Below are 26,005 nucleotides of genomic sequence, written 5' to 3'. Positions count from 1 at the left end.
GCCGAGCGGGGGTCAGGGCGGGAGCCGAACCGGAGCCGGAGTGGAAGCCGAGCGGGAGTCAGGGCGGCAGCCGGCCGGGAGCCGGTCGGGGCCCTGGCACGGGCCCGTCGGGCCCGGCTCTCGCTCGCCGAGTCGCGTGGATCGCAGCCGGTGGAATACTGCGAAGACGGGCGCGGTCCGGTCGGGTGAGCACGGCGACCCGGCCGCGAGGACCCGTCCCCGGCACAGCGCGGCGCACACGCCGGGCGCCGCCGGCCGGTCCCGAAGGGATGCCGAGGGAGACCACCCGCGTGCTCACCTACGTCCTGGCCCTGCTCGCCGCGTGCGCCAACGCCGCCGCGTCGGTGCTCCAGCGCAAGGCGAACCGGGGCCTGGGGGAGCACGGCAGCCTGAGTCTCACCCGGGTCGCCCCCCTGCTGCGCGACCCGGTGTGGATCTGCGGATTCCTCGCCGTCATCGCCGGGTTCGTCCTTCAGGCCGCCGCCCTGACCGTGGGCGCGCTCGCCGTCGTCGAACCGGTCCTGGTCTGCGAGCTGCCGCTCGCCCTGCTGCTGGCCTCCCGGGTCTTCCACGGGCGGCTGCACCGCAGGGAGTGGGCCTGCGTCCTGGGCATGACGGCCGGGCTCGCGGTGATGCTCTACTTCCTCGCCCCGGCGGGCGGTGACGCCAACCGGGTGAGCCCCTACGTGTGGCTCACCGCCGTGCTGCTCACCCTCGCCGTGGCGGGCGGCACCGTCGCCTGGGGCCGTCGCGCCGAGTCCGCGGGTGACGACCCCGCCTCCGGTAGCCGGGCCGCCGCGGCGTTCGGGGTCGCCGCCGGTTCGCTCTTCGGCCTCGCGGCGGCCCTGATGAAGGGCGCGATGAGCCGTTACACGGACGGGTTCACCGCGATCCTGACCGCCTGGCAGCTGTACGCCATGGCGGTGACCGGGCTGGTGGCGATGTTTCTGCTCCAGTCCGCCATGCACGCCGGACGCCTGCTCGCCGCCCAGCCGGGGCTGACTCTCTCCGACCCGCTGCTGTCGGTGCTGTGGGGCGTACTGGTCTTCGGCGAGAACGTGCGCGGGGGGTGGAACACCGCCTTCGCCCTGCTGGGCGCCGCCCTCATCGTGGCCTCGGTGCTGGTGCTGGCCCGCTCGCCGCTGCTGACCGTGGAGACCGAGGAGACGGCCCCTCGCGCCCGCGCCGAGGACGCGGCCGCGCGGCGGACCTGAGCGCCTGCGCCCCCGGCGGTCCGGCGGGGGCGCGCGGCAGGGGGCGGTCGGGCGGCGGCGGTCCGTACGAGCCGGCCGTCCAGGTCATCCCCGCGTTGGCGCCGCCCGCGACCGTGGAGCCGCTGTTGCGATCCTGTGACAGCGGCCGGACAGTCCGGGAACCGCGCGCTGTCACGCTCGTTCCACACACCACGGCCGTCCGTCCCCGGGGGGAACCACATGATGTCCGCTCGCACCCGTATCCGTACCACCGCGGTCGCCATCGCGGTCGCCGCCGCCGTCACCGGTGGCGTCTTCCTGAACGCCGGCTCCGCGCAGGCCCAGAACGTCGCGAGGACCGCCACCGCCTCGCACGGCACCCTGACCGTCAGCAACGGCACCAAGAACGTGCTGATCGGTGGCAAGTGGGTGGACTTCGGGGTGGTCGTCAGGGACCTGTCGTGGTCCCCGGACGGTTCCAAGGCCGCGTTCGTGGACGGCTCCGGCAACCTCGTCGTCTCCGGTCCGACCGGCGCCGGCCGCGTCGTCGTCGCGGTGAACCCGGGCGGCCAGACCTGGTCGCACCCCACCTGGCAGGTCTCTCCCGCGGTGCCCGGCGAGGGCCTGGCCGCGAAGGACAACCTCATCTTCACCGCGTCCGTCAAGGGCGTGAACAGGCTGGAGACCGTGCCCGCCACCGCGCACCACGGCACGCCCAAGGCGCTGTCGCTGAACTCCGAGTTCGGGGAGAAGGCGCTGCCGCAGACCGGCAACCAGTGGCCGAGCGCGGCGGGCACCGCCGGGACCGCCGTCTACGCCAACAGCACGACCGGCGACGTCTACGTGCGTGACGACAACCTGCGGCAGATGGGGTCGGCCCTGGCCGCGGGTTCGCAGCCCGCGCTGTCCCCGGACGGCGACGAGGTGGTCTTCGTACGGTCCGTCGCGGGCCACGACCACCTCTTCAGCGAGGACCTCGACCACGCCACCGTCAAGGACCTCACCCCGCACGACACGACCGTCGACTACACGGAGCCCGCCTGGTCCCCGGACGGCACGACCCTCGCGGTGCGCACGCCGAGCGGCACGGTGACGATGGCGGCCAACGGCTCCGGCAGCCCCGTGAAGGCGACCTCGGTGACCGGGCTGGCGGCCTACCGGCGCTGAGCCCACGGACCCCGGACGGGCCGGACCCGCCCGGCAGGCGCGATCACCGCGCCGGCCGGGCGAGTTCGGCCCGCAGCTCGTCCAGGTGGCGGTCGGAGGTGTCGTGCGGCAGGAACTCCACGACCTGCAGGAAGCGGAACAGCACCTGGTCGGCGGTGACCGCGTACTCGTACTCGGCGAATCCCACGACCGCCCCCGTCGCGCCGCGCGCGGCGCCCCGTACGACGTGGGCGGTCAGGTCGTCGGCCCGCTCGGCGGACGTGGTGCGCCGCGCGTTGGGGCGGGCGAGGTAGGGGCACACCATCGAGGCGTACAGCATGCAGGCGCGGTGGCCCGGGCCCTCCGAGGTCGGCGCGAGGTTGCGGTACGGCCGTCCCGCGTCCAGCGCTTCGGCGATCGCCGCGGTCTCCGAGGCGCCCGCCACCCGCCACACCGGTCCCCGCGCCATCGGACGGTCGCACACCGAGCACCGCCGCTGTCGCGCGCAGGCCGCGCTGCGCTCGAAGTCGGTGAGCGCGAACTGCGGTTGGTCCCCTTCCCACGGTGTGATGGCGGGAACCGGATACCCGCGGCCGTCCCGCGGCCGCTCCCCGACAGCCGGAGGCATGGGCACACTCTGAAAACGCACCGCCCATCTCTACCAGCCCCACCCCACAGAACGGAAGCCGCCGACGGCGCCCGTCGGCGGGGGGAAATCAGCGGTGCCGGACGTAGCGGACCTCGTCCAGGGAGGTCCCGTCGTAGTCGTCGCCGGTCACCACGCCGTCCGCGGTGTACCCGGCGCGTTCGTAGAAGCGCCGCGCCCGGGCGTTGTCCTTCAGGACCCACAACAAGGTGGTGTCGAAGCCGAGTTCCGCGGCGCGCAGGTGCGCTGCGTACATCAAGGCGCGGCCGACGCCGGTGCCGATCAGGTCCGACCGCACGTAGAGCGCGTAGACCTCACCAACGCCCTCCGGTGACGGGCCGTCGTCCCGGTACGGACCCAGGCAGACCCAGCCGGTGACCTGGGCGCTGTCATCCACCGCCACCAGATCGGTCACCCGCCCGCGCGTGCGGGCGAACCACGAACGCCGTTGCTCCGCGTCCCGTTCGGCCGACATCGCGTCGAGGTAGGAGCGCGGCACGATGTCCGCGTACGCGCAGCGCCAGCCCGCCACCCGGATCGCGCTCACGGCGGGGATGTCCGCCTCCGTCATCTCGCGCACCGACACCATCCCGGCACCGTAGCCGAAGGCAGCACCGCTCGTCCGGTGGGTTTCCGGCGAAGGTCACGGTCGGACGTGGCATGAGGCCGCCGGCCGCTCAGGCCGTGTGGCGGGTGGCCAGTGGGGTGTTGGGGTCTGTGGTCAGGGCTATGGCCAGGGCCGTGATGGCGCCTATGCGGCGGTCGGTCAGGGAGTAGACGTGGTGGCGGCCCCGGCGGCTGGAGCGGACGATGCCGGCCAGCTTCAGCTTGGCCAGGTGCTGGCTGACGGCGGGCAGCGCGGCGTCCACCCGGTCGGCGATGCGGGAGACGTCGCTGTCCGCCTCCAGCAGGGTGTGCACGATGTGCAGCCGCACCGGCGAGGCGAGGAGCCCGAAGGCCTCCGCCGCCTGTTGCAGCGTGGTCTCGGTCAGCCCCTCGGCTCTGTCGTCCGGCATCGTCCCCGTCCCCCCTTCGTCACCGTCGACCGGTTCCCGGCGTCCGCCTCACGGTGCCGAGTTGGGGACGTCGGGGCTGGCCGCGTAGGCCTGGCTCGGTGTCATCGGGACGCCGTTGACCTCGACCGTCTTGAACGTGCTGACCTGGGCGCACGAGGAGGAGCCCGCGTTCTGCGCGTTGGCGCCCTGGACGGCGGCCTTGGTGTCGGCGGGGGCCGGCTTTCCGGAACCGGCCGGGAAGGTGGTGCCGCTGCTCCAGTCGGAGCCGATCAGCACGGTCACCCCGGAGACGCCGCTGTCCTGGTGCAGCGCGCTGCTCGGGATGCGCAGCGCGCTCGCCACGGCCCGCGCCTCGGCCTGCTTGCCGGCCGGGTACCGCACGGACGTGGTCGACGCGGGCGCCGGAGCGTTGGCGGAGCCGGTCTGCGGGCTGAAGCCGTCGTCGACCAGCGCGGTGGCGATGTCCGAGGCGCGGCCGGTGATGCCGCCGCCGTTCTCCACCGTGACGGCGATCTGCGAGTCGGGCACGGCGGGCGCGGACGAGGCAGTGGCCCCGGCGGCGGCCGACTTGCCACCGCTGCCCGTGGTGAGCGACTGGTCGTTGGCGATGGCGTTCAGCAGATTCTGCGCGGACGGGGCCACGACGACACGGTCGTCGTTGCTGGGATCCGGCTCGGTCTGCATGGTGGCGAACGTGATCCGGTCGGACGGCACCTTGTTGAGGTCGTCGGCGAATCCGAGCAGCTTGGTGATGCTGTCCAGACCGGTGTCCACGGTCAGCGCCTTGGTCGCGGCGTTCGCGAGTCCGTACAGGTCGGACGGGTTGGTCAGGGTGCCCGCGCTCTTGAGGGTGCGGACCATGGAGGACAGGAAGATGTGCTGGGCGACCGTGCGGCCCAGGTCGCTGCCGGTGCCGAAGCCGTGCCGGGAGCGCAGGAACTCCAGCGCGGAGACGCCCTTGAGGGTGTGGGTGCCCTTCGACAGCTTCAGGTGCGAGTAGGTGTCGTAGACGTTGTTGTCCACGCACACCGGCACACCGCCGATGGCGTCGGACATGTTCACCACGCCGCCGAAGTCGACCATCATGAAGTGGTCGATGGGTATCCCGGTGAGCTGGTGGACCGCGGCGACCTGGCACGAAGGTCCGTGCTCCAGCGCGCTGTTGATCATCCCGGTCTGCGCCGGGACCTGCTGGCCGGTCTTGGAGTCGGTGCAGGCGGGCAGTTGCGTCACGGTGTCGCGCGGCACGCTCATCACGGTGGCGTTGGAACGGTCCGCCGACACGTGCAGGACCATCTCGACGTCTGCGTTGGCACCGCCGTCGTTGCAGTCGCCACCGAGCTTGCAGTCGGCCGCGGTGTCCCGCGCGTCCGAGCCGATCACCAGCACGTTGATGGGGGTACGGCCGAAGGCGTCGGCCTTCTCCGAGCCGCCGCCGGAGATCGCCACGCCCTTGATGTTGCCGTTCAGGTGCTCGTAGAGGGCGGCGCCCGCTCCCGCGACGACGAGGACCAGCACCGACGCGACGATGGCGAGGCGCTTGGGCCAGCTGCGGCGCTTGCGGCGGGACCGCTCGCGTCCGGGAGGACCGGAGCGGCCCGACCGGTGTCCGGACGGCTGGGGCTGCCTGGCAGGCGGGACCGCCGCCCGGCCGCTCTTCGCCGACGCACCCCGGCGGTGCGATACCTCGGTCATGCCACACCCTTACGCGATCGAGTCGAGCCCGGCGCCCCGGTCGGCGCCGACGGCACATGGCGACGCGACGAAATCGCGTCTTCGTGTGCACCCCTGGTGGTAGACGACCGATCCAAGCCGAAGGTTGCACGATTGCGCAAGGTATCGAGTATCTGTGGAGCGGACGTGAGACCGCTGTGAACAGCCTCGTCGCGGCCCTTCGCAACGGGATGGCTGCCTTACGGAGCCCGCTGCCACCGCCCGCGAGCGGAACCAGGGTTCGGCGCCCGCCGTGCCGGGGACGTGCCGCTCGCGCGACGGGGCCGGAGCGCGCAGTGTATGCGGGGAACCTGTGACGTCCGGCGAGACGAGCGCCACATCGTGACCGGCCGGCGAGCGGTGACGTGGGTCACCACGGCGCGCGACCGCCGCGTCCCGGCCTCGCGCGGCCGAAACCCTTCCGTGTGAGATGGGCGACATCCCCTTCGGTCGCCGTCCGTTATCGGCGTCGATGCGCCGAATGCCGAGGACCGGTGCGATGGCATGCGCCGCGCTCAGGCCAGCAGCCGCAGCGCACCCGGCAGCACCCGCGCGGTCACCGGCAAGGTGGCGTCGACCTCGCCGTCGGCGCCGTACGGCAGCGCGCGGTCCGCCTCGATGCGCACCTCGCGGCCGCGCAGGACCTCAACCTGCGGGCGCCGCACGTGCCGGCCGTCCTTGAGTTCGTTCATCACCGCGAAGAACAGCGGGCGCGGCGCGTCGTGGATCACCACGACGTCCAGCAGTCCGTCGTCCACCGCGGCCCCGGGCGCGATCAGCCGGCCGAAGCCGTAGTAGCCGGAGTTGGCGGCCACCACGGTGTAGCCCTTGCGCCGGTAGGTCGTGCCGTCGACGGTGACGCGGTAGTCCGCCGCGCGCCACATCGCCACCGCACGCAGACCGCCCAGGTAGTACGAGGCCGCCCCGCGCAGCAGCCGCGAGGCGTTGGCGTGCGCGTTGGCGACGGCGTCCACACCCGCGTAGACGCTGCCGAGGACGGCGACGCGGTCGTGTGCCGCGGATTCCACCTCGATCGCGTCGACCCTCCTCGGCTCCCCGTGCAACAGCACCTGCGCCAGCGACGCGGGATCGGTCGGCAGGCCGAGCGCCCGCGCGAAGTCGTTGCCGCGTCCTGCGGGGACGATGCCGACCAGCGCGTCGGTCCCCGCCAGCGCCCCCGCCACGCACCCCGCCATGCCGTCACCGCCCACGCCCAGCACCACCCGGCCGCGCCCGGCGGCGTCGCGGGCCAGCTCGCGGGCGTGCTCCAGGCCCCGGCTGTACTCCACCTCGACCTCGCCGCCCGCCTCCCGCAGCTGGCGGGCGAGCGGGATGAGCGCCGCCGCGCCCTGGGACCCGCCCGCGGTGGGATTGACGACGGCGGTGAACTGTCGCATGGAGGCGCTCCGTTGGGGACTTCGGTGGACTTCGCGGTGGTTCGCGCAGTGGACTTCGCGGCGCGGAGTGGAGTGGCGGGCGGCGGTGGCCGACGCCCGCCGGGGGCCTGCGGGTGTGTCAGCGGTTGTAGAGCGGGGGCAACAGGATGCCGGGGTTGAGGACGCCCGCCGGGTCCAGCCGGTCCTTGACGGCGTGCAGGATCTCCACCCCGAGCGGCCCGATCTCCCGCGCGTACCAGTCGCGGTGGTCGGTGCCGACCCCGTGGTGGTGGCTGATCGTGCCGCCGGCCGCGAGGATCGCGTCGCACGCGGCGTGCTTGGCCGGTGCCCAGTGCGCCACCGGGTCCTCGCCCTGCGCGGAGACCACCGTGAAGTACAGCGACGCGCCGGCCCCGTAGACGTGGCTGACGTGGCACATCACCAGCGGGGGCGTGCCGGCGCCGGTGAGGGTGTCGGTGAGCGCCGTGCGCACCGCCTCGTACAGCTCGGGGACACGCGACCAGACCGCCGCCGTCTCCAGCGTCTCGGCGAACGCCCCGGCGTCCAGCAGCGCGTCGCGCAGGTATGGGGCCGAGAAGCGGCCGCGTGCCCACTTCGCGCCGGGCTCCTCGCCCAGGAACTCGCCTCCCGCTCCCCGCAGCACGGCGTGGGCGCCTTCCCTGCGCTCCGCGACCTGAGCCGCGCTGCCCTCGTACCCGGCGACCGCCAGGCAGCCCGCGTTCGACGACAGCCCGCCGCCGATGGCGTCCGGGTCGGCCAGGCCGATCAGCGTCTCGGCCTCGTCGGACAGCCGCAGCACGGTCGGCAGCGGGCCGTCCTGCGCGAGCCGCCGCAGCGCCGCCTGCCCGTCGGCGAACGAGGCGAACCGCCAGCCCTCGTACACCTTCGCCTCCGGCACCGGGCGCACCCGGACCGTGACCGAGGTGATGACGCCGAACGCGCCCTCCGAGCCCAGCACCAGCTGCCGCAGGTCCGGCCCGGCCGCCGAGCGCGGCGCCCGCCCGATGTCCAACGTGCCCTGCGGGGTGGCGACTTGGAGGCGGATCACCATGTCGTCGAAGCGACCGTAGCCCGCCGAGGCCTGGCCGCTGGAGCGGGCCGCCGCGAAGCCGCCGATGGTCGCCCACTCGAAGGACTGCGGGAAGTGGCCCAGGGTGAAGCCGTGTTCGGCGAGCAGCTCCTCCGCGCGGGGCCCGCGCAACCCGGGCTGGAGCACGGCGGTGCGCGAGACCGGGTCCACCTCCAGCAGGCCGTCCAGCCGCCGCAGGTCGAGCGCGACGAAGCCGTCGTGGGCGCGGGGGGCCAGGCCGCCGACGACCGAGGTGCCGCCGCCGAACGGGACGACGGTGACGCGGTGTTCGGCGCAGGCCCGCAAGACCGCCAGCACCTCGTCGTGGGATGCGGGCAGCACCACCGCGTCCGGCGCGTCGGCGACGGCGCCGGCGCGGATGCGCAGCAGATCCGGGGTGGACTTGCCCCGGGTGTGCCGGACCCGGCTGACGTCGTCGGTGCGCACGTGGGTCTCGCCGACCGCGTCACGCAGCGCGTCGAGCGCCTTGGCGGACAGACGGCAGGGCGCGGGCTCGATCGCCTCCAGGGCCTTGGACGGCGCCTGTTCCGGCCGGACGCCCAGCAGGTCGCGCAGCAGCCCCACCACCGAATCCGGCAGCGGGGCGGCCTGGGCGGGGTCGCCCCAGCCGCTCCACAGCATGTCCTCAGCGTCCACCCGCACCACCTGCTCCGTCGCGCCGCCCGGCGACCGCGCGGCGTGGGCCGCCGCTTGCCGCCGTCATCTCGTTCGTTACACTGTTACACATGACGCCTATTCGTCACAACAGTCGGGACGACGCCGTGCTGGACGCGGCCCGCGACTGCGTACTCGCCGTGGGCGTGCGCCGCACCACCCTCACCGACGTGGCGCGCCGGGCGGGGGTGTCCCGGATGACGATCTACCGGCGCTGGCCGGACGTGCGGGCGCTGGTCGGCGACGTCATGACACGCGAATGGGTGGCCGTCGCGCTCGGCGCCGCGCCCGAACCCGACAGCGACGTTCCGGTGCGCGCCCAGCTGGTCGAGGGGCTGGTCGAGGGGCTGCGCGCGTTCCGCGAGCACCCGCTGCTGCGCAAGATCCTGGACGTCGACCCGGAACTGCTGCTGCCCTACCTGGTCGACCGGCGCGGCGCCAGCCAGGACGCGCTGCTGGAGGTCCTGGTCGACGCGGTGTGCCGGGGGCACGAGGACGGCTCGGTGCGCCCCGATCACCCGGTGCGGCAGGCCCGCTCCGTCCTGCTGGTGGTGCAGTCCTTCGCGCTGTCGCTGCGGACGATGACCGACGACGCCGACCCCGAACTCGCCGAAGCCGCCTTCCACGAGGAGCTGCGGCACATCCTGGAGAGGACCCTCGCCCCGTGAGCGCCAACCTCGACGCCGACGCCCGCCCCCTGCCGCACTCCCTCACGGCGGGCCGCCGCGCCCGCGAGCTGTCCCGGCTCGGCGACGGGGCCACGGTGGACGTGCTGGTCGTCGGACTCGGCGTGACCGGCGCCGGGGTCGCCCTCGACGCCGCCGCACGCGGTCTGAGCGTCGCCGCGATCGACGCCCACGACCTGGCGTTCGGCACCTCCCGCTTCAGCTCCAAACTGGTCCACGGCGGCCTGCGCTACCTGGCCTCGGGGCAACTGGACGTCGCGCACGAGAGCGCGGTGGAACGGGGCGTGCTGATGGAACGCACCGCCCCCCACCTGGTGCGCGCCCAGCCGTTCGTGCTGCCGCTGACCCGGCTGACCGGACACCGCGGCGCCGCGCTCGCCGCCGCGGGACTGCGCGCCGGCGACCTGCTGCGCCTCGCGGCCGGAACCCGGCGCGGCACGCTGCCCGGCCCCCGACGGCTGTCGGCGGTCGAGACGCTGCGCGCCGCGCCGGTGCTGCGGCCGTACGGGCTGCGCGGCTCACTGCTGTCCTGGGACGGTCAACTCACCGACGACGCCCGCCTGGTGACCGCGATCGCCCGCACCGCGGCAGGGCTCGGGGCCAACGTCCTGACCCGCGTGCGCGCGCTGTCGGTCGGCGGCGGCGAAGCGCGGGTGCGGGACGAGACGACCGGCCAGGAACTCACCGTCAAGGCGCGCGCCGTCGTCAACGCCACCGGGGTGTGGGCCGACCAGCTCGTCGGCGGCATCCGGCTGCGGCCCTCCCGCGGCACCCACCTCGTGCTGCGCGCCGAGAGCCTCGCGGGCCTCGCCTCCGGACTGCACCTGCCCGTCCCCGGCGAGACCAGCCGCTTCGTGCTCGTCCTGCCGCAGGGCGACGGCCGGGTCTACGTCGGCCTCACCGACGAGGCGGTGGACGGAGCGGTCCCGGACGTGCCCGAGGTGCCCGAGTCCGACATCGGCTTCCTCCTCGACATCCTGGGCACCGCGCTGGACGCCCCGGTCCACCGGCGCGACGTGGTCGGCGCGTTCGCCGGGCTGCGCCCACTGCTCGACACCTCCGGCGACGGCACCGCCCGCACCAGCGACATCTCCCGCAAGCACGCCGTCCTCACCTCGCCCGAAGGCGTGGTGACCGTCGTCGGCGGCAAACTGACGACCTATCGGCGGATGGCCCAGGACGCGGTGGACGCCGCGGTGTCCGCGCGCGGCCTGACCGCCGGTCCGTGCCGTACCACCCGGCTGCCGCTGGTCGGCGCCGCGTCCCCCGCGACGCTGGCGGGACTGCCCGCGCCGCGCCGCCTCGTCGCCCGCTACGGCACCGAGGCCCCGGCCGTCCGGGCGCTGGGCGACGCCGACCCGTCGCTGCGCGAGCCGGTCGCCTCCGGGAGCGACGTGACCCGCGCCGAACTGCTGTGGGCGGTACGACACGAGGGCGCCCTCGACGAGTCCGACCTCCTCGACCGCCGCACCCGCGTCGGCCTGGTCCCCGCCGACCGCGCCGAGGCGCTGCCGGCCGCACGCGAGGCGCTGGACGCCGGAACGCAGTCGCGCGCCGGGGCGTGAGACACGTGCGGGCGTCGGGCGGTACACCGTTCGGGTGGTCCGCCGTTCGGAGGGATCGCGCCGCCGGGCAGGCGCCGCCGCGGGTGGTCACCGCACTCCGTCGCGCGTGTCGCGTTCGCGGCATTACAAGGCTTTTCGGTTAGCTTGCGGGGGCGGTGCGGCCGCAGGGGCGCACCGCGTCCGCCCACCGCCCCCGCTACCGAAGGCGCTGACGTGTCCGCATCCCGTTCCACCCGCAGGCTGCGCCACGCCGCAGCCGCCGTCGTCTCGGCCCTCGCGCTCACCGCGACCGGCCCCGCCGCGGCCCATGCCCGCCCCTCGGGCCCGGCCGCCAAGCGCCTGTGCTCGCAAGCGGCCCGCCCCGGCGTGATGGCCTGCACGGCGCTGGCGCGCACCGACGTCACCGTCAAGGCGATGCTGGGTCCCGGCGACACGCCCGGCGGATACGGACCGGCCGACCTGCGCGCCGCCTACGGGCTGCCCGCGGACGGCGGAGCCGGACAGACCGTCGCCGTCGTGGACGCCTACGACGACCCCAACGCGGAGAAGGACCTGGCCGCCTACCGCAAGCAGTTCGGCCTGCCGGAGTGCACCACGGCGAGCGGCTGCCTGCGCAAGACCGACCAGACCGGCGGGACCACGTACCCCGAGGGCAACTCCGGCTGGGCCGGGGAGATCTCCCTCGACCTCGACATGGTCTCCGCCGTCGCGCCGCGCGCCCACATCCTGCTCGTCGAGGCCAAGTCCGCCGACCTCGACGACCTGGGCGCCGCGGAGAACGAGGCCGTCGCGCTCGGCGCCAAGTACGTCTCCAACAGCTACGGCGGCGGCGAGAGCTCCTCGGAGACCAGTGCCGACGGCAAGTACTTCCGGCATCCCGGCGTCGTCATCACCGCGGCCTCCGGTGACTCCGGCTACGGCACGCAGTACCCGGCGGCCTCGCCCGACGTGGTGGCCGTCGGCGGCACCAGCCTCAAGCGCGGGCCCGACACCCGGGGCTGGACGGAGGCCGCGTGGGGCGGCACCAAGGCCGGGCAGGGCGCGGGCGCGGGCTGCTCGCAGTACGAGCCCAAGCCGTCCTGGCAGCACGACACCGGCTGCGCCCGGCGCACGATCGCGGACGTCTCCGCGGTCGCCGACCCGGCCACCGGCGTCGCCGTCTACGACACGTACCAGGCGGGCGGCTGGAACGTCTACGGCGGCACCAGCGTCTCCGCGCCGCTGATCGCCGCCGTCTACGCGCTCGCCGGCCCGCCGAGCGCGAACAGCTCGCCCGCGGCGTTCCCGTACGCGCACGCCTCGGCGCTCAACGACATCACGACCGGCTCCGACGGCGCCTGCACCCCGGCCTACCTGTGCACGGCGGTGCCGGGCTACGACGGCCCCACCGGGTTCGGCACGCCGAACGGCACGACGGCGTTCGCGGGCTGACGGGCTGACGGCATCCGGCCGGGTGGCGGCCTCGTCACCCGGCCGCAGCGGCGGAGTCCTCCCGCCCGCCGGTCACCAGTGCCGCGCCCGGGGGGACGCGCTCGGCGCGGGGCCCGGTGAACCGCCCAGCGGGGCCAGCGTCGCGTCGGTGGCCACGCCGTTGGCGTCCGTCGTGACGGTGATGGGATCGGGGACGCCCAGCAGTGCGCCGCAGCCGAGGTTGGTGAACGACTGGCCGGCGCGAAGGGCGAGGAAGGCGAAGAGGTTGGCGGCCATCCCTGCGTCCGCCGAGGGTGCGGCGGAGAACAGCGCGCGGTCGCGGAAGATCCGCTGGACGCCCGCGGGATCGCCGAACATGCTCCGGCAGTACGCGGCGCCGTCGCCGTCGTCGGTCGCGCCCAGCGGGGGCTGGTCCACCCCGGCCCGGTACAGGTTCGTCTTGGTCGTGCTCGGCCTCGCGCCCCGAAGCGTCATCGGGTCGTTCAGCGGGACCAGGGCGATCGGCGCCCGCTGCCCGGCCGCCGCCGCCAACTCGTCCAGCGGCAGCGCGGCGCTCGGCTGCCCGTCACTGGACTGGTCCGGCGCGGTGGGCGGGGTGCAGCCGAGCGCCGGGTCGACGAACTGGGCGAGCAGCAGGTTGTCGCTCGCGTTGGCCAGGTCGGTGGCGCCCGGGAGCGCGGCGCGGCCCGCCGCGTCGTTCTGCGCGGTCCGGCCGCGGCCGTCGGCGAGGTAGTGGGTCACCACGTTGTCGCTCTGGTCCTGGTCCACCACCGAGAAGTCCCGGGTGGTCGGGCACGGCATGCCGTCCCTCGCGGTCCCCAGCGCGGGCAGCTTCAACTGCTTCGCCGCGACACGGGCGTTCGCGGCCTTGAAGAAGGCCGGCGCGTCGCAGTAGGCGAACTGGCCGAAGACCGAGCCGTTCAGACCGCCCACGCACTTGCCGCTGGTGAGCGCGCTCGTGCCCGCGGCCGAACGCAGCGTCAGGTCGGTGCCGTTGAACCCGAACCAGATGCCCACCGTGGAGCCGGCCGGCACCGTGGCGGGGACGGGGGGCGCTCCCGGTCTGCGGCCCGCGTCGGTCACCAGCGGGTCGTAGAGCGTGAGGCCGCCGGTCTTCGTCAGGATCGCCGCCTCGACGAACGCCGACTGCGCGGGGTTCGCCTCGTGGCAGGGGCCCTGCGCCGGGTCGGTGGCGGTCAGCTTGTAGGGCGTCGTGAGTCCCTTGGCGGTGAGCGGGTTCGCCGGGACCACGAGGGTGCAGTTGGGGTTCGGCTGCGCCGGGGAGCCGTGGGCCTGCGCCGCAGGGCTCGCGCCCTGGGAGGCGAACACGGTCCCGGCGATCCCGCCCATGAGCAGCGGCAGCCCGGCCAGGGTCAGCGTGAGCTTCGACAGCCGCCGCCGCACGACCCGGCGCCGTCGTAGGCGCTGTCGCGTGTGCCGCCGCTGCCGCCTGCGCCCGTCGTCGTGCTCCTGTTGCATGAATGACCTCGTCCCGTAGTCAACGCGTGCACGTCAACCTTCTTACGGGCGTGGCGGGTGAGGCGTTCAACGGCTCGCGACGGCGGGCGGGGTGCGCGCCGGTCGCTGGTGGCGGCACGGGGGCGCGCACCGGTCGCTCGGCGCCGTGAGGATCATTCGAACTGTGCGAGGAGGCAGTGGGCTCACGTGCCAAGCGATATGACACTGATGGGTGAATTGTGTGATTAATGCGTTTGTCTTTGGTCTGTCTAGATTCTGTAACATGCGCGGCGTTTCCCCCGTGGAGCCGGTGGCGCGGGTGCATCGTGATGCGTGCCCGGCCGGAAACGGCTCGGGAATCCGCATCACAGCAACTTGAAAGGCACGATGCTTTATGGCTGAAGGGTTCAAGCGAGTGCTCGCTCTGGGCGCCGCCACCGTCGCGCTCGCCGGCGGGGCCGTGCTCTCCTCGGTCGGTGTCGCCTCCGCCGCCCCGGTCCACCACCCCGCACCGGCCCACCACGTGAGCCACTCTCGGTGCCACGAGGCCAAGGGCTACTGGACGCGCACCTGGCACCCCGCCTACCGCGACCACCACGGCAGGCGCCACGCCGGCTACTGGACCCGCACCTGGCACAAGCCGCGCCTGGTCTGCGTCCGCTAGTTCCCGCGCGACCCGCCGGGCACCCGTCGTCCGAGCGGCCCGCCGCACCCGGTGAGCGCCGCTCCTGACGGCCCGTCCGGCGTCCGGAACCCCCGTCGTCCCCGCGGCGGGGGTTCCCTCACGTTCCGGAGCGCCTACGCTGGCGCCATGAGCGATCCGCGAGTGATCACCGTACGACCCGAGGCGGGTTCCTACGCCTGGACCTTCGGCGGGGCCGCGCCGGTGGCCAGGATCGCGCCGGGGACCGTGCTGGACCTGTACACCGAGGACTGCTTCGCGGGCCGGGTGCGTTCGGAGAAGGACCTGGTCTCCCAGGTGTGCGAGTTCCCGTTCCTCAACCCGCAGACCGGCCCGTTCCACATCGAGGGGGCCGAGCCCGGCGACACCGTCGCGGTGCACTTCGTGTCGGTCGAACCGGCCCGCGACTGGGCCGCGTCCACCACCGTCCCGCTGTTCGGCGCGCTCACCTCCACGCACGCCACCGCCACGCTCCAGCCGCCGCTGCCCGAGGTGGTGTGGATGTGGGAGCTGGACCGTGCCCGCCGCACCTGCGCGTTCACCACGCGGCGCGAGGGGCTGCGGCTGGAGCTGCCGATGGAGCCCATGCACGGCACCGTCGGGGTGGCCCCGGCCAACCTGGAGGTGCGTTCCGCGCTGGTGCCCGACGCGCACGGCGGCAACATGGACACCCCGGAGATGCGTGCCGGGACCACCTGCTACCTGGGCGTCAACGTGGAGGGCGCGCTGCTGAGCCTCGGCGACGGCCACGCCCGCCAGGGCGAGGGCGAGACCTGCGGGGTCGCGGTGGAGTGCGCGATGAACACCGTCGTCGTGGTCGAACTCCTCAAGGGCGTCGCCACCCCCTGGCCACGACTGGAGTCCGACACCCACATCATCTCCACCGGCTCGGCCCGCCCGCTGGAGGACGCCTTCCGCATCGCCCAACTCGACCTCGTCCAGTGGCTGGTGCGCGACTACGGGCTGGAGGAACTGGACGCGTACCAGTTCCTCACGCAGGCCGTGGAGTCCCCGCTGGCCAACGTCTGCGACACCAACTACACGGCGGTCGCCAAGATCCGCAAGGAGTGGCTGCCGCCGGGCACCCCGCACCGCGACCTGCACCGCCGACTGCGCGCCACCGCCGCCGAGTTGGCGGGGGCCGTCGGCTGACCCGCCGGCCGAGCCGGTGTGCTGATCCGGTCAGCCGGCCGGATGGCGCCCTCGGCTCGGCTTCGGCTCCGGCACCAGCCGGATCAGCGTTCCCAGCACCCGGTCCACCCGGTCCCGCGGCGGATCGTCGGTCAGGCCCACCAGCAGCCGTGCCATCCCGTCGAGCACCGCGGGCGACCCCATCACCCAGCCGTTGAGCAGGGGTTGGAAGCCGGCACGGGAGAACACGTGCTTCGTCAGCACGTTGCCCAGCCGGTAGTGGCGGCCCCAGCGCCTGGCCATCTCCACCGGGTAGCGGCCCAGGGCCCGTTCGTGCGCGGGGCCGTCCGGCACGGTGAGCGCCATCGCGACGGCCTCGGCGGCCACCTCGCCCGCCTCCAGCGCCTGCGCGATGCCCTCGCCGTTCCACGGGCTGACCATGCCGCCACTGTCGCCGACCAGCAGCAGGCCCCGCCCGTACTGCGGATGCCGGTTGAAGCCCAACGGCAGCGCCGCGCTGAGGACCTGGCCCTCCGCCGCCTCACCCTCACCCGGCCGCAGGCCCCAGTGCGCGGGGGTGCGGGCCAGCCAGTGGTCCATCGTGGCGCGCAGGTCGACGGTGCCGTTGCGGCGGTTGGGCAACGCGCCCAGTCCGACGTTGACCCGGCCGTCGCCCATCGGGAAGATCCAGCCGTAGCCCGGCAGGTAGCGGTCGGTGCCCGGCAGCCGCAGGTCGGCCCACAGCTCCAGGTACTCCTCCTGCGAGCGCCGCGGGCTGCGGTAGTAGCGGCGCGCCGCGGTGGCGATCGGCTGCCGCTCGTCGCGCCGCAGGCCCAGGCCCAACGCCAGCCGCGCGGACGCGCCGTCGGCCGCGACCACCACCCGGGCCCGGTACTCCACCGCCTCGCGCTCCGGGCCCACTTGGGCCCGCACGCCGATCACCCGCCCCGCGCGGTCGGTCAGCGCGCCGGTGACCTTCGTCCCGGTGCGCAGCCTGGCGCCGGCGCCGACCGCGTGCCGGGCCAGCAGGTCGTCGAAGTCGTGCCGCGTGCGGGTCAGCCCGAAGTCCGGGTAGCGGCCCAGCCGCGGCCACTCGATGAGCGCGGAGCGCCCGCCGGCCACCCAGCGCATCCCCCGGGAGCGCGCCCACCCCGGCCCGTCGACGTCGACGCCCATCCGGATCAACTGGTGGACGGCGCGCGGCGTCAGCCCGTCCCCGCAGACCTTCTCGCGCGGGAACGTCGCCTTCTCCAGCAGCAGGACCTCCACCCCCGCCCGGGCCAGGTGGTACGCGGTGGCCGACCCGGCGGGACCCGCGCCCACCACGATCACCGCCGCGTCGTCGCGGTCCTTCGGCTGGGGCGTCGTCGGTGGCATCGCGGCCCTTTCGGCGTGGTCGGGCAGGTCGTCCGCGAGGGTCGCGGTGGTCGCAGCATGCCACGCCCGGACCGTTTCAGTCCTTGACCACCTGGTAGATCCCGTAGATCACACCGGGTACGTGGCCCAGCAACTGGAGCAGGAAGGCCCACAGCACCTTCAGGCTCGGCCCCTGCTTGATCAGCACCGCCAGCCACGGCAGCACCAGGCACAGCAGTACCAGCAGCACCTTGAACATGATCACTCCCAACGGCCGGAACGACCGCGGCGGCCGGAACCCGCCGCGTCGTCTCCCCGGTACCCCGCCCGGCCCGTCTCAGACCCGCCGCACCAGCCCGAGCGCCGGAGGCCCCCAGCGAAGGCCCAGGACCGGCACCCGAGCGTCACGGCAGGTCACCGGTTGTGATCGCGGCGGCCGCCATCGGCGAGCCCGCCCGTCCCGCGCTGTCCGGCGTGCTCGGCGCCGCGCTTGCGGGACGCCTCGATCTCGTCGTACGCGCTGACGCGGCCCTCCCAGTGCGAGCCCTCGACCGACTTGCCGGGTTCCAGGTCCTTGTAGACCTCGAAGAAGTGGGTGATCTCCAGCCGGTCGAACGCGGAGATGTCCTCGATGTCCTGCACGGACGCGTACCGCGGGTCGTGGGCCGGGACGCACAGCACCTTGTCGTCCGGCCCGTTCTCGTCGGTCATGCAGAACATGCCGATGGCCCGGCACAGGATCACGCAGCCGGGGAAGGTGGGCTCGCCGACCAGCACCAGGGCGTCCAGCGGATCGCCGTCCCGGCCCAGGGTGCCGTCGACGAACCCGTAGTCCGACGGGTACTTGGTGGCCGTGAACAGCAGCCGGTCCAGCCGGATGCGGCCGGTCTCGTGGTCCATCTCGTACTTGTTACGGGAGCCTTGGGGAATCTCGACCACCACGTCGAACTCATCCGGTGCAGCCATCGCCGGTCTCCTCGTCGTCTGACGCCGCTCGATCTCGCTCGATGCCGTCGTTCGGTCCCGCATGGGTGACCCCACTGCCGCAGGCGAATCGCACGATATCAGCGGGACAGCGAGTTTCCTCCCCATCGTCGCGCCGATGTCTGGATACGGACGAGGCGCCGCCCGAAGGGATGAGGCGCGGTGACCGGAACCGGCGCCCGGCCCGCCCGCGCCGGGTGCTGCGTTACGTTGGAACGGCCGCCGCCCACCGCACCGCAGGAGCAGCCCGTGCCCCAACTCACCCACGTCGACATCGAGTCGGCCGCCGAGCGCGTCGCCGGACGCGTGCGCACCGTCGCCGTCGCCCGGCTCGACCCCGACGAGACCCGTTCCTACGGGGTCGAGGCCCCGGCCGACGTGTGGTTCGCGCTGGAGTACATGCAGCACACCGGCTCCTTCAAGGCGCGCGGCGCGCAGAACTTCCTGCTCGCCCACCGCGCCGCCGGCACCCTCCCGCCCGCGGGCGTGACCATCGCCTCCGGCGGCAACGCGGGCCTGGCCTGCGCCTGGGCGGCCAGGGAGCAGGGCGTGCGGGCCACCGTCTTCCTCCCCGAGACCGCGCCCGCCGTCAAGGTCGCCCGGCTGCGCTCGTACGGCGCCGAGGTCCGGCTGGCAGGGGAGGGGTACGCGGACGCGCTGGTGGCGTGCGAGAAGTTCGCGGCCGACAGTGGCGCGCTGGCCAGCCACGCCTACGACCACCCGCTGATCGCTGCGGGCGCGGGGACGTTGCTGACGGAGATTCGGGAGCGGATTCCCGCGCTTGACACGGTGGTTGTGGCCGTCGGCGGCGGCGGGCTGCTCGCCGGGGTCGCGACCGCCGCCGGTCAGCACGGGATCCGCACCGTCGCCGTCGAGCCCGAGAACTGCCGTGCGCTGGACGCCGCGTTGCGCGCCGGTGAGCCGGTCGACGTGGAGATCGACTCCGTCGCGGCGGACTCCCTGGGCGCCCGGCGGGTGGGGCCGATGGCGCTGGCGGTGGCGCGGCGGGACGACGTACGCACGGTGACCGTGCCCGACGCCGAGATCGTGCGCGCCCGGCAGGCTCTGTGGAACCAGCGCCGGATCGCCGTCGAACACGCCGCCGCCACGGCCCTGGCCGCCCTGCGCGGCGCCTACGCCCCGGCGGCGGGCGAGACGGTGGCCGTCGTGCTGTGCGGCGCCAACACCGACCCCGGGGACCTGACCGGCCGGGACCGGGGCTGAGAACGGTGTTCACCCCCGAGGGCCCCACCGTCCGCGAGCTGGCCACGCAGGCGCTCTCCTCCGTCGAACGGGGCTACGACCTGCTGGCGCCGAAGTTCGACCGCACGCCGTTCCGCACTCCCGCCCCCGTGCTGGACGCGGTGCGGGACGCGCTGGGCGCGATGGGCCCGGTCGACGACGGCCTCGACCTGTGCTGCGGCACCGGCGCCGGTGCCCGGGTGCTGACCGCCGTGTGCCGAAGGAGCGTGACCGGCGTGGACCTGAGCGACGGCATGCTCACGGTGGCGCGGAGCGCGTACGGGCAGGCGACGGCGGCGGTGTCCCGGAACGGCGACACACCCACGCCGCGCTGGGTACGCGCCGACGCCCGGGCCCTGCCCTTCGGCCGCGCCTTCGACCTGGTCGTGAGCTTCGGTGCCTTCGGCCACTTCCTGCCCAGGGAGTGGCCCGGGCTGTTCGCGGGTGTGCGACGGGTGCTCAGGCCCGGCGGGCGCTTCGTCTTCCCGCTTCCGGCGCCCGCGCCGCCCGGCTCGCCCCTCTACTGGTCCCTGCTGGCCTTCGACGTCGCGATGCGAGTGCGCAACCTCCTGTGGCGGCCGCCCTTCGTCATGTACTACCGCCCCTTCCGGCTCGGCTCGGTGCGCGAGGAGCTGACCCGGGCGGGATTCACGGTGCGGCTGGTCGCACTGCCCGCCCTGGGGCGGCGGCCCGACGGCACCCCGCGGTGCCGCATGGTGGTGGCGCAGGCCTGACACCGCAAGGGCCGGCGTCGGCGTCGCGGACCCGCGTCAAATCCCCGTCAAGGCGTCCCGGCGTGTCCTGGCGGCCGTACGCCGGGGGTATGCTGTGAGAAGTTTGTACAGGCACCTCGTTCGGTGAGGCGTCTTCACGGACACAGGCCACTGACCCGACGACGTCGAGAGACGCCCAGGTTCAGGACAGGTCTCCCCGGCCTAAGGGGTGACCCCAAGTGGCTTCTCCCGCAGGGAGATTACGCCGTGGAGTGCCAAAGCTCTGACGAGTTGGGGTGAGCCGGTCGCATCGGACCGGTCTGCTCCCTTGCCGAGTCGCACGGCGCGCGGTCGCGCCCTGACCGGAAGGAGGCGAGAGACGCATGGATTCCAGTAGTAGTCCGGGCCACAGTAGGCCCGCATCCCGCATGTCCTCGCATTCTTCCGGCACGCGGTAACACCTTCCCCCGCGCGGCTACGACCCGCGTCCCCGCCATCCGCACGGCCCGAACGCCGTGACGGATCACAGCCCTGCGCCCACGCGCCGGGCCGACGACGCCTGCGCCCGCGCCGGAGGGGATTCCGCACGCCCCCAACACCTCCCCGCGTGGGGGGACTTGGGAGGTACCTCATGACCGACACCACCTTCGACACCACGGTCGCCGCGCCGCGCTCCGCCGTCCTGGACGACGCCCACGTCGGCGACATCCGCGGCGCCCTCGGCACCGTCAGGCTCGACGACACCGCGCCGCGCACCGGGCTGTCCGCGCGGCTGAAGACCCTGCTCGCCATCGTCGGGCCCGGCCTGATCGTCATGGTCGGCGACAACGACGCCGGCGCGTTCGCCACGTACGGGCAGGCCGGGCAGAACTACGGGACCCATCTGCTGTGGACCCTGCTCCTGCTGGTCCCGGTCCTCTACGCCAACCAGGAGATGGTGCTGCGGCTCGGCGCGGTCACCGGGGTGGGCCACGCGCGGCTGATCCTGGAGCGGTTCGGCCGGTTCTGGGGCGCGTTCAGCGTCATCGACCTGTTCCTGCTCAACGCCCTCACCCTGGTGACCGAGTTCATCGGCATCACCATGGCCGCCGGATACCTGGGACTGCCGAAGACGGCCGCGGTGGTGCTGGCGGCGGGCGTCATCATCGCGTCCGCGTTCACCGGCTCGTTCCAGCGGTTCGAGCGGATCGCCATCACCTTGTGCGCGGCCTCACTGCTGCTGGTGCCGGTCTACTTCATGGCGCACCCGGCGACCGGCCGGATGCTCCACGACTTCGTGGTGCCCGGAATGCCGGGCGGCAGCGGCCAGTTGTCCACCGTCATGCTGCTGATCATCGGGATCGTCGGCACCACCGTCGCCCCCTGGCAGCTGTTCTTCCAGCAGTCCTACGTCATCGACAAGCGCATCACGCCGCGTTTCATGTCGTACGAGAAGGCCGACCTGTGGATCGGCATCGTGGTCGTCGTCGTCGGCGCGGGCGCCATGATGGGATTCACCGCGGCCGCCTTCGCCGGCAGCCACGCGGCCGGCCACTTCACCGACACCGCGGGTGTCGCACACGGCCTCGCCGCCCACGCGGGCAAGGTGGCGGGCGTGCTGTTCGCCGTCGCGCTGCTTGACGCCTCGGTCATCGGCGCGTTCGCGGTGTCGCTGTCGACCGCGTACGCCATCGGGGACGTCCTCGGGCTCAAGCACTCGCTGCATCGCGGCATCTCCGGCGCCAAGGGCTTCTACGCGGTCTACGCGGGGCTCGTCGCCGCCGCCGCGGTCATCGTGCTCCTGCCCGGCTCACCGCTCGGCCTGCTGACCGAGGGGGTCCAGACGCTCGCCGGGGTCCTGCTGCCGTCGGCGTCGGTCTTCCTGCTGCTGCTGTGCAACGACCGTGCCGTGCTCGGCCCCTGGGTCAACGGACCGAGGACCAACGCGCTGATCTCCGCGGTGGTCGGGGTGCTGATCACGTTGTCGATCGTGCTGACCGCGTCCGTGCTCTTCCCGGACATCTCCGCCGGGGCGATCCTCGACATCATGGCGGCCTGCGGTGTCGCCGGGGTGATCGCCATCGGCTACGCGGAGGCGCGGCGCCGCCGCAAGGGCTGGGCCCGAACCGGGCGCGGCGTCGACCGCACCGGGCGGGCGGACTGGCGGATGCCGCCGCTGGAGACGCTGGCCAGGCCCGTGCTGTCCTCCGGCTACAAGGTCGGCATGACCGCGCTGCGCACGTACCTGCTGGTGGCCATGGTGCTGGTGGTCATCAAGATCGTGCAGGCGGCCCTGGCCCACTGAGCCCGGGCCCGTTGCGGACGAGGAGGAGGTGCACCGTGCACACCCTGACCACCTTCGATTTCCTGACCCGCTTGGCCACCGGGGTGGCCTGCGGCGCGCTGATCGGCGTCGAACGGCAGTGGCGCGCCCGGATGGCGGGCCTGCGGACCAACGCCCTGGTCGCCGCGGGCGCGACGCTGTTCGTGCTCTACAGCGTCGCCGCCGGCGACACGGCCGGCCCGACCCGGGTCGCCTCCTACGTCGTCTCCGGCATCGGCTTTCTGGGCGGCGGTGTCATCCTGCGCGACGGCGGCGGGGTGAGCGGGCTCAACACGGCGGCCACGCTGTGGTGTTCGGCGGCCGTGGGCGTGCTGGCCGCGTCGGGCAGGACGGGGTTCGCGGTGCTGGGCACACTGGCGGTGCTCGGCATCCACCTCGTGCTGCGCCCCGCAGGACGCCTTCTGGACCCCGCGCCGACGTCCTGCGTCGAGCGGGACGAGGACCCCGTCGAGCGGGTGGCGATGTGACGCGCCGTCAGCTGTGCCGTCCGAGGAACGCCTCGACCGCGCCGCTGAAGCGAGCCGGGTCGTCGAGCCACGGGTAGTGACCGGCCCCGGGCTGGACGACCACCTCGGCCCGCCGGAACCGCCCGGCGATCTCCTCGGCGACCGCCGGGCGCGGCGCGCTGTCCAGTTCACCGGCGAGCACCAGCACCGGCACGTCCGGCACCGCCGTCAGCGGCTCGAACGCGCCGGGCGCGGTGTAGGCCTGAGCCGCCGCGTCGTTGGTCTGCTCGGCGTCGCTCGCCGCGTGCGCCCGTGCGGCCTCGTCCCAGCGTCCGTAGAAGAACGGCGCGGCGGTGTCGAAGTCGGCGTCGGTCGCGGTGCCCGCCCAGATCGCGTCGTACGCCGCCCTGGCGCCCGCCGCCCACGGCTCACCGGCCCGCAGGTCGGCAGCCTGAGCACGGTGGGCGGTGGTGAACTCGACCCCCAGCACCCGGGCCCTGGCGGTGATCATGCACAGGGCGCGCACCCTGTGCGGGTAACGGCCCGCGTACTGGAGCGCGAGGTCCCCCGCCGCCGAGTGCGCGAGCAGGTCCACGCGCTCCAGCCCGAGGTGGCGCCGCAGCGCCTCGACGTCGTCCACCAGCCGGTCGCAGCGGTACGTCCCCGGATCGGCAGGCAGCCCGGAGCCCCCGGTCCCCCGTGCGTCCAGCATGACCAGCCGCCTGCGCGCGTCCAGCCCCCCGAGATCCCCGAGGTAGGCGGAGGCCCGCATGGGCCCACCGGGCAGACACAGCAACGACTCACCGCCGCCCCGCACATGGAAGGCGAGCGGTGTTCCGTCATCGGCGCGGAAGATCGGCATGAGCCCATCCTGGGGACTCGCCGACGGCGTGGCAAGCCGTTTCAGACGCTCACCGGATAGTCGGTGTAACCGGCCGGGCCGCCCCCGTAGTAGGTGCCCGGATCGCCGGGCTCCGGTGAGCGTCCGAACGCGAAGCGGGTGACCAGGTCGGGATTGGCCACGAAGTACCGTCCGAACGACACGGCATCGGCCACACCCGACTCGATCGCCGCGTTGCCGGACCCCCGGTCGAAGCCGTTGTTAGCGATGAGCGGTCCCGCGAAGAGCCGCCGGTAGCGTGCGAGCGCCTCCATGTCGGGCGCTCCGTCCGGCCACGCGGCGTCCCGTCCCCGCAGATGAAGGTAGGCAACCGGGTGATCGGCGAGCGCGGCCACCAACGCGTCGTGGTCCGCCAGCGTGTCCTCGTCGGCCCGGAAGTGCGGGCCGGAAGCCAGGTACGGCGACAGGCGCACCCCGACGCCTCTGCCGTCCCACGGCTCGGCGACCGCGTCGATCACCTCCAGCGGTAGTCGCCGGCGACGCACCTGGTCGCCGCCGTAGGCGTCGTCGCGTTGGTTGAGCCGGGGATTGAGGAACTGCGCCAGCAGGAAGACGCCGTGGGCCGCGACCTCGACCCCGTCGAACCCGGCGCGCCGCGCGTTGCGTGACGCGAGCGTGTACTCCTCGATCGTCCGGTGGATGTCCCGCGCCGTCATGGCACGAGGAGTGAGGGTGGGTTTGAAACCGTCGCGTGTGAACGACATCTCGTCCGGGTTGACGGCCGAGGGGCCCGCGGGCAACTCGCCAACGAGGTGATCGGGGTGCGAGACCGCGCCGCAGTGCCACAGTTGCAGGACGATCCGTCCGCCCAGGAGGTGCACCACGCGGGTGACCTCACGCCAGGCGGCGACCTGTGCCTCGCTGTGGATGCCGGGGACGTCGACGAAGCCCATGGCCTGCCGGCTGACCCAAGTGCCCTCGGTGACGATGAGTCCCGCGCTCGCCCGCTGGCCGTAGTACGCGGCGTGCAGCGCGCTCGGAACCGACTCTCCGCCGGTCGCCCGGGCGCGGGTCAGCGGGGCCATCACCACTCGGTTCGGCAACCGCAGCGCGCCGAGATCGAGCGGTCGCAGCAAGGGTTGGTCGTTGGCGACGGAATCATGTGGTGCCGGTGCCGAAGCGCTTGTCGTCGTGGGGGTCATAGCCGTGGACATCGTGGTGTGTTCCTCGTGATCGGGCTTGTGATCTGCGAGCTTGGGCAGGTCGCGGTACGCGAAACGGTGTGGTGCCGGCCATTGGGCGGTCACCTCTGCCCTATCCGGTACGTCATCCGTATGACGGCTCGCGCCGAGGAAAGGTGACCGATGGGTGAGCGGGACGATCAGGACGCGCTGGCGGAGCGCTTCGAGGAGCATCGCGGGCTGCTGCGGTCAGTCGCCTACCGCATGCTCGGCTCGCGTACCGAGGCTGACGACGCAGTCCAGGAGACGTGGCTGAGGCTGAGCCGGGTGGACCCCACCGAGGTGGACAACCTGGGCGGCTGGCTGAGGACCGTCGTCGCCCGCATCTGCCTCGACATGCTGCGGGCGTGCCAAAGGCGCCGGGAGGAGTTCCCCGGGGACGGGCTACCGGACCGCGCGGGGCACACCACTCCCGGCAGCGCCACTGATCCGGAGGAGGAAGCGCTGCTCGCCGAGTCGGTGAGCCGGGCACTGCTCGTCGTACTGGAACGGCTGGCTCCCGCGGAGCGGATCGCCTTCGTTCTGCACGACATGTTTGCGGTGCCGTTCCAGGAGATCGCCCCGGTGGTCGGACGCACACCCGTCGCCGCCAAGAAGCTGGCCAGCAGGGCACGTGTCCGGGTACGCGGCGCCGCCGATTCCGGCTCGCCGGGGCTTGCCGCCGATCGCAGGGTGGTCGAGGCCTTCCTCGCCGCCGCGCGCGAGGGCGACGTCGAAGGCCTGCTCGCTGTGCTGGCCCCGGACGTCGAGCGCACGGCGGACGCCGTCGCCCTGTCGCCCGGCGCATCGCCGGTCTCGCGCGGAGCCCATGCGGTCACCCGCGAGACTCTGGTCTTCGGCCGCCGCGCCCGGTACGCCGATGTGGCACTCGTGGACGGTGCCGTGGGCGTGGTGGTCGCGCCGGCGGGACGGCTCCTTCTGGTGCTCCGGATCACCGTCGAGGCCGGCCGCGTGGCCGCGTACGAGGTCATCGCCGACCCTGTCCGCCTGGCTCGCGTCGACGTTACGGTACTGGACGCCTGACCACGTGGGCGGCGCAAGGTGACCTACG

At 73.7% G+C, this 26,005-nt stretch carries 23 protein-coding genes, 1 pseudogene and 1 riboswitch; of the genes and pseudogenes, 12 read left to right on the top strand and 12 right to left on the bottom strand.

The features are described 5' to 3' along the window. Window positions 1–290: 290 nt before the first annotated feature. Both CK485_RS26525 and CK485_RS26520 read left to right on the top strand, forming a co-directional pair. The gene (locus CK485_RS26525) at window positions 291–1,214 is read left to right on the top strand and encodes a DMT family transporter (protein WP_109454772.1); all 924 of its coding nucleotides are present in this window, start codon (window positions 291–293) and stop codon (window positions 1,212–1,214) included. A gap of 222 nt (window positions 1,215–1,436) precedes the next feature. Beyond that, the gene (locus tag CK485_RS26520) at window positions 1,437–2,360 is read left to right on the top strand and encodes a PD40 domain-containing protein (protein ID WP_158288248.1); all 924 of its coding nucleotides are present in this window, start codon (window positions 1,437–1,439) and stop codon (window positions 2,358–2,360) included. Between the two features lie 43 nt (window positions 2,361–2,403). On the opposite strand, the gene CK485_RS26515 is transcribed toward CK485_RS26520, so the two are convergent. The 6 genes from CK485_RS26515 to CK485_RS26490 form a co-directional block, all read right to left on the bottom strand. Further along, window positions 2,404–2,967 (bottom strand): hypothetical protein, encoded by a 564-nt coding sequence (locus tag CK485_RS26515; protein WP_109454475.1) that lies wholly within the window; start codon window positions 2,965–2,967, stop codon window positions 2,404–2,406. A gap of 88 nt (window positions 2,968–3,055) precedes the next feature. Further along, complete coding sequence (locus CK485_RS26510; protein ID WP_109454474.1) at window positions 3,056–3,574, bottom strand: GNAT family N-acetyltransferase; 519 nt, start codon at window positions 3,572–3,574, stop codon at window positions 3,056–3,058. Between the two features lie 88 nt (window positions 3,575–3,662). Continuing rightward, complete coding sequence (locus CK485_RS26505) at window positions 3,663–4,001, bottom strand: metalloregulator ArsR/SmtB family transcription factor (protein ID WP_109454473.1); 339 nt, start codon at window positions 3,999–4,001, stop codon at window positions 3,663–3,665. Window positions 4,002–4,049: 48 nt separating this feature from the next. Further along, the gene (locus tag CK485_RS26500) at window positions 4,050–5,696 is read right to left on the bottom strand and encodes an LCP family protein (RefSeq protein WP_109454472.1); all 1,647 of its coding nucleotides are present in this window, start codon (window positions 5,694–5,696) and stop codon (window positions 4,050–4,052) included. 533 nt (window positions 5,697–6,229) lie between these two features. Then, window positions 6,230–7,111 carry a YegS/Rv2252/BmrU family lipid kinase gene (locus tag CK485_RS26495; RefSeq protein WP_109454471.1) on the bottom strand — a complete coding sequence of 294 codons (882 nt, stop codon included), beginning with the start codon at window positions 7,109–7,111 and terminating at the stop codon, window positions 6,230–6,232. 118 nt (window positions 7,112–7,229) lie between these two features. Beyond that, window positions 7,230–8,822, bottom strand: a complete 1,593-nt coding sequence (locus CK485_RS26490; RefSeq protein ID WP_109454771.1) for an FAD-binding oxidoreductase — start codon at window positions 8,820–8,822, stop codon at window positions 7,230–7,232. 104 nt (window positions 8,823–8,926) lie between these two features. On the opposite strand from CK485_RS26490, the gene CK485_RS26485 reads away from it, so the two are divergent. The 3 genes from CK485_RS26485 (at window position 8,927) to CK485_RS26475 (ending at window position 12,537) form a co-directional block, all read left to right on the top strand. Beyond that, window positions 8,927–9,523 (top strand): TetR/AcrR family transcriptional regulator, encoded by a 597-nt coding sequence (locus tag CK485_RS26485; RefSeq protein ID WP_109454470.1) that lies wholly within the window; start codon window positions 8,927–8,929, stop codon window positions 9,521–9,523. Then, complete coding sequence (locus tag CK485_RS26480; protein WP_109454469.1) at window positions 9,520–11,106, top strand: glycerol-3-phosphate dehydrogenase/oxidase; 1,587 nt, start codon at window positions 9,520–9,522, stop codon at window positions 11,104–11,106. Before CK485_RS26485 ends, CK485_RS26480 begins: the two co-directional genes overlap by 4 nt. A gap of 213 nt (window positions 11,107–11,319) precedes the next feature. After that, window positions 11,320–12,537 carry a S53 family peptidase gene (locus tag CK485_RS26475; RefSeq protein ID WP_109454468.1) on the top strand — a complete coding sequence of 406 codons (1,218 nt, stop codon included), beginning with the start codon at window positions 11,320–11,322 and terminating at the stop codon, window positions 12,535–12,537. A gap of 72 nt (window positions 12,538–12,609) precedes the next feature. Here CK485_RS26475 and CK485_RS26470 read toward each other — a convergent pair whose 3' ends face one another. Beyond that, on the bottom strand, window positions 12,610–14,016 hold the full coding sequence (locus CK485_RS26470; protein ID WP_199239536.1) for a hypothetical protein: 1,407 nt from the start codon (window positions 14,014–14,016) through the stop codon (window positions 12,610–12,612). 373 nt (window positions 14,017–14,389) lie between these two features. On the opposite strand from CK485_RS26470, the gene CK485_RS26465 reads away from it, so the two are divergent. Next, on the top strand, window positions 14,390–14,659 hold the full coding sequence (locus tag CK485_RS26465) for a hypothetical protein (RefSeq protein ID WP_109454467.1): 270 nt from the start codon (window positions 14,390–14,392) through the stop codon (window positions 14,657–14,659). A gap of 147 nt (window positions 14,660–14,806) precedes the next feature. Next, entirely contained in the window at window positions 14,807–15,829 is a 1,023-nt protein-coding gene (locus CK485_RS26460; protein WP_109454466.1) for an acetamidase/formamidase family protein, read from the top strand. A gap of 30 nt (window positions 15,830–15,859) precedes the next feature. Here CK485_RS26460 and CK485_RS26455 read toward each other — a convergent pair whose 3' ends face one another. The 3 genes from CK485_RS26455 to CK485_RS26445 form a co-directional block, all read right to left on the bottom strand. Continuing rightward, window positions 15,860–17,185: a geranylgeranyl reductase family protein gene (locus CK485_RS26455; protein ID WP_109454465.1), complete on the bottom strand. Its 1,326-nt coding sequence runs from the start codon at window positions 17,183–17,185 to the stop codon at window positions 15,860–15,862. Between the two features lie 76 nt (window positions 17,186–17,261). Beyond that, complete coding sequence (locus CK485_RS26450; protein WP_146214589.1) at window positions 17,262–17,423, bottom strand: YqaE/Pmp3 family membrane protein; 162 nt, start codon at window positions 17,421–17,423, stop codon at window positions 17,262–17,264. 155 nt (window positions 17,424–17,578) lie between these two features. Then, complete coding sequence (locus CK485_RS26445; protein ID WP_109454463.1) at window positions 17,579–18,130, bottom strand: inorganic diphosphatase; 552 nt, start codon at window positions 18,128–18,130, stop codon at window positions 17,579–17,581. 267 nt (window positions 18,131–18,397) lie between these two features. On the opposite strand from CK485_RS26445, the gene CK485_RS26440 reads away from it, so the two are divergent. From CK485_RS26440 to CK485_RS26425, 4 genes and pseudogenes are all read left to right on the top strand, one after another. Beyond that, entirely contained in the window at window positions 18,398–19,372 is a 975-nt protein-coding gene (locus CK485_RS26440) for a threonine/serine dehydratase (RefSeq protein ID WP_109454462.1), read from the top strand. Window positions 19,373–19,377: 5 nt separating this feature from the next. Next, entirely contained in the window at window positions 19,378–20,124 is a 747-nt protein-coding gene (locus CK485_RS26435; RefSeq protein WP_109454461.1) for a class I SAM-dependent methyltransferase, read from the top strand. Between the two features lie 108 nt (window positions 20,125–20,232). Continuing rightward, window positions 20,233–20,406: riboswitch (M-box (ykoK) riboswitch) on the top strand. Between the two features lie 328 nt (window positions 20,407–20,734). After that, the gene (locus CK485_RS26430) at window positions 20,735–22,387 is read left to right on the top strand and encodes an NRAMP family divalent metal transporter (RefSeq protein WP_109454460.1); all 1,653 of its coding nucleotides are present in this window, start codon (window positions 20,735–20,737) and stop codon (window positions 22,385–22,387) included. Between the two features lie 35 nt (window positions 22,388–22,422). Continuing rightward, window positions 22,423–22,842 (top strand): annotated as a pseudogene (locus CK485_RS26425) (MgtC/SapB family protein); the annotation flags it as partial. 58 nt (window positions 22,843–22,900) lie between these two features. Here the strand turns inward: CK485_RS26425 and CK485_RS26420 are convergent. Together CK485_RS26420 and CK485_RS26415 are read right to left on the bottom strand one after the other, a co-directional pair. Continuing rightward, window positions 22,901–23,734 carry an alpha/beta hydrolase gene (locus CK485_RS26420; protein WP_109454459.1) on the bottom strand — a complete coding sequence of 278 codons (834 nt, stop codon included), beginning with the start codon at window positions 23,732–23,734 and terminating at the stop codon, window positions 22,901–22,903. 41 nt (window positions 23,735–23,775) lie between these two features. Further along, window positions 23,776–24,849, bottom strand: coding sequence for an alkene reductase (locus tag CK485_RS26415; RefSeq protein ID WP_241968626.1), 1,074 nt, complete (start codon window positions 24,847–24,849; stop codon window positions 23,776–23,778). A gap of 228 nt (window positions 24,850–25,077) precedes the next feature. Here CK485_RS26415 and CK485_RS26410 point away from each other — a divergent pair, with 228 nt between their 5' ends. Further along, window positions 25,078–25,977 (top strand): sigma-70 family RNA polymerase sigma factor, encoded by a 900-nt coding sequence (locus CK485_RS26410; protein WP_109454457.1) that lies wholly within the window; start codon window positions 25,078–25,080, stop codon window positions 25,975–25,977. The last annotated feature ends 28 nt before the right edge of the window (window positions 25,978–26,005 follow it).

Origin of the sequence: Streptomyces sp. ICBB 8177, from assembly GCF_003144095.1 — a bacterium.
Taxonomy (GTDB): Bacteria; Actinomycetota; Actinomycetes; order Streptomycetales; family Streptomycetaceae; genus Streptantibioticus_D.
Note: the sequence above shows the minus strand (reverse complement) of the source record. Positions and strands in the feature narration are given on the sequence as shown.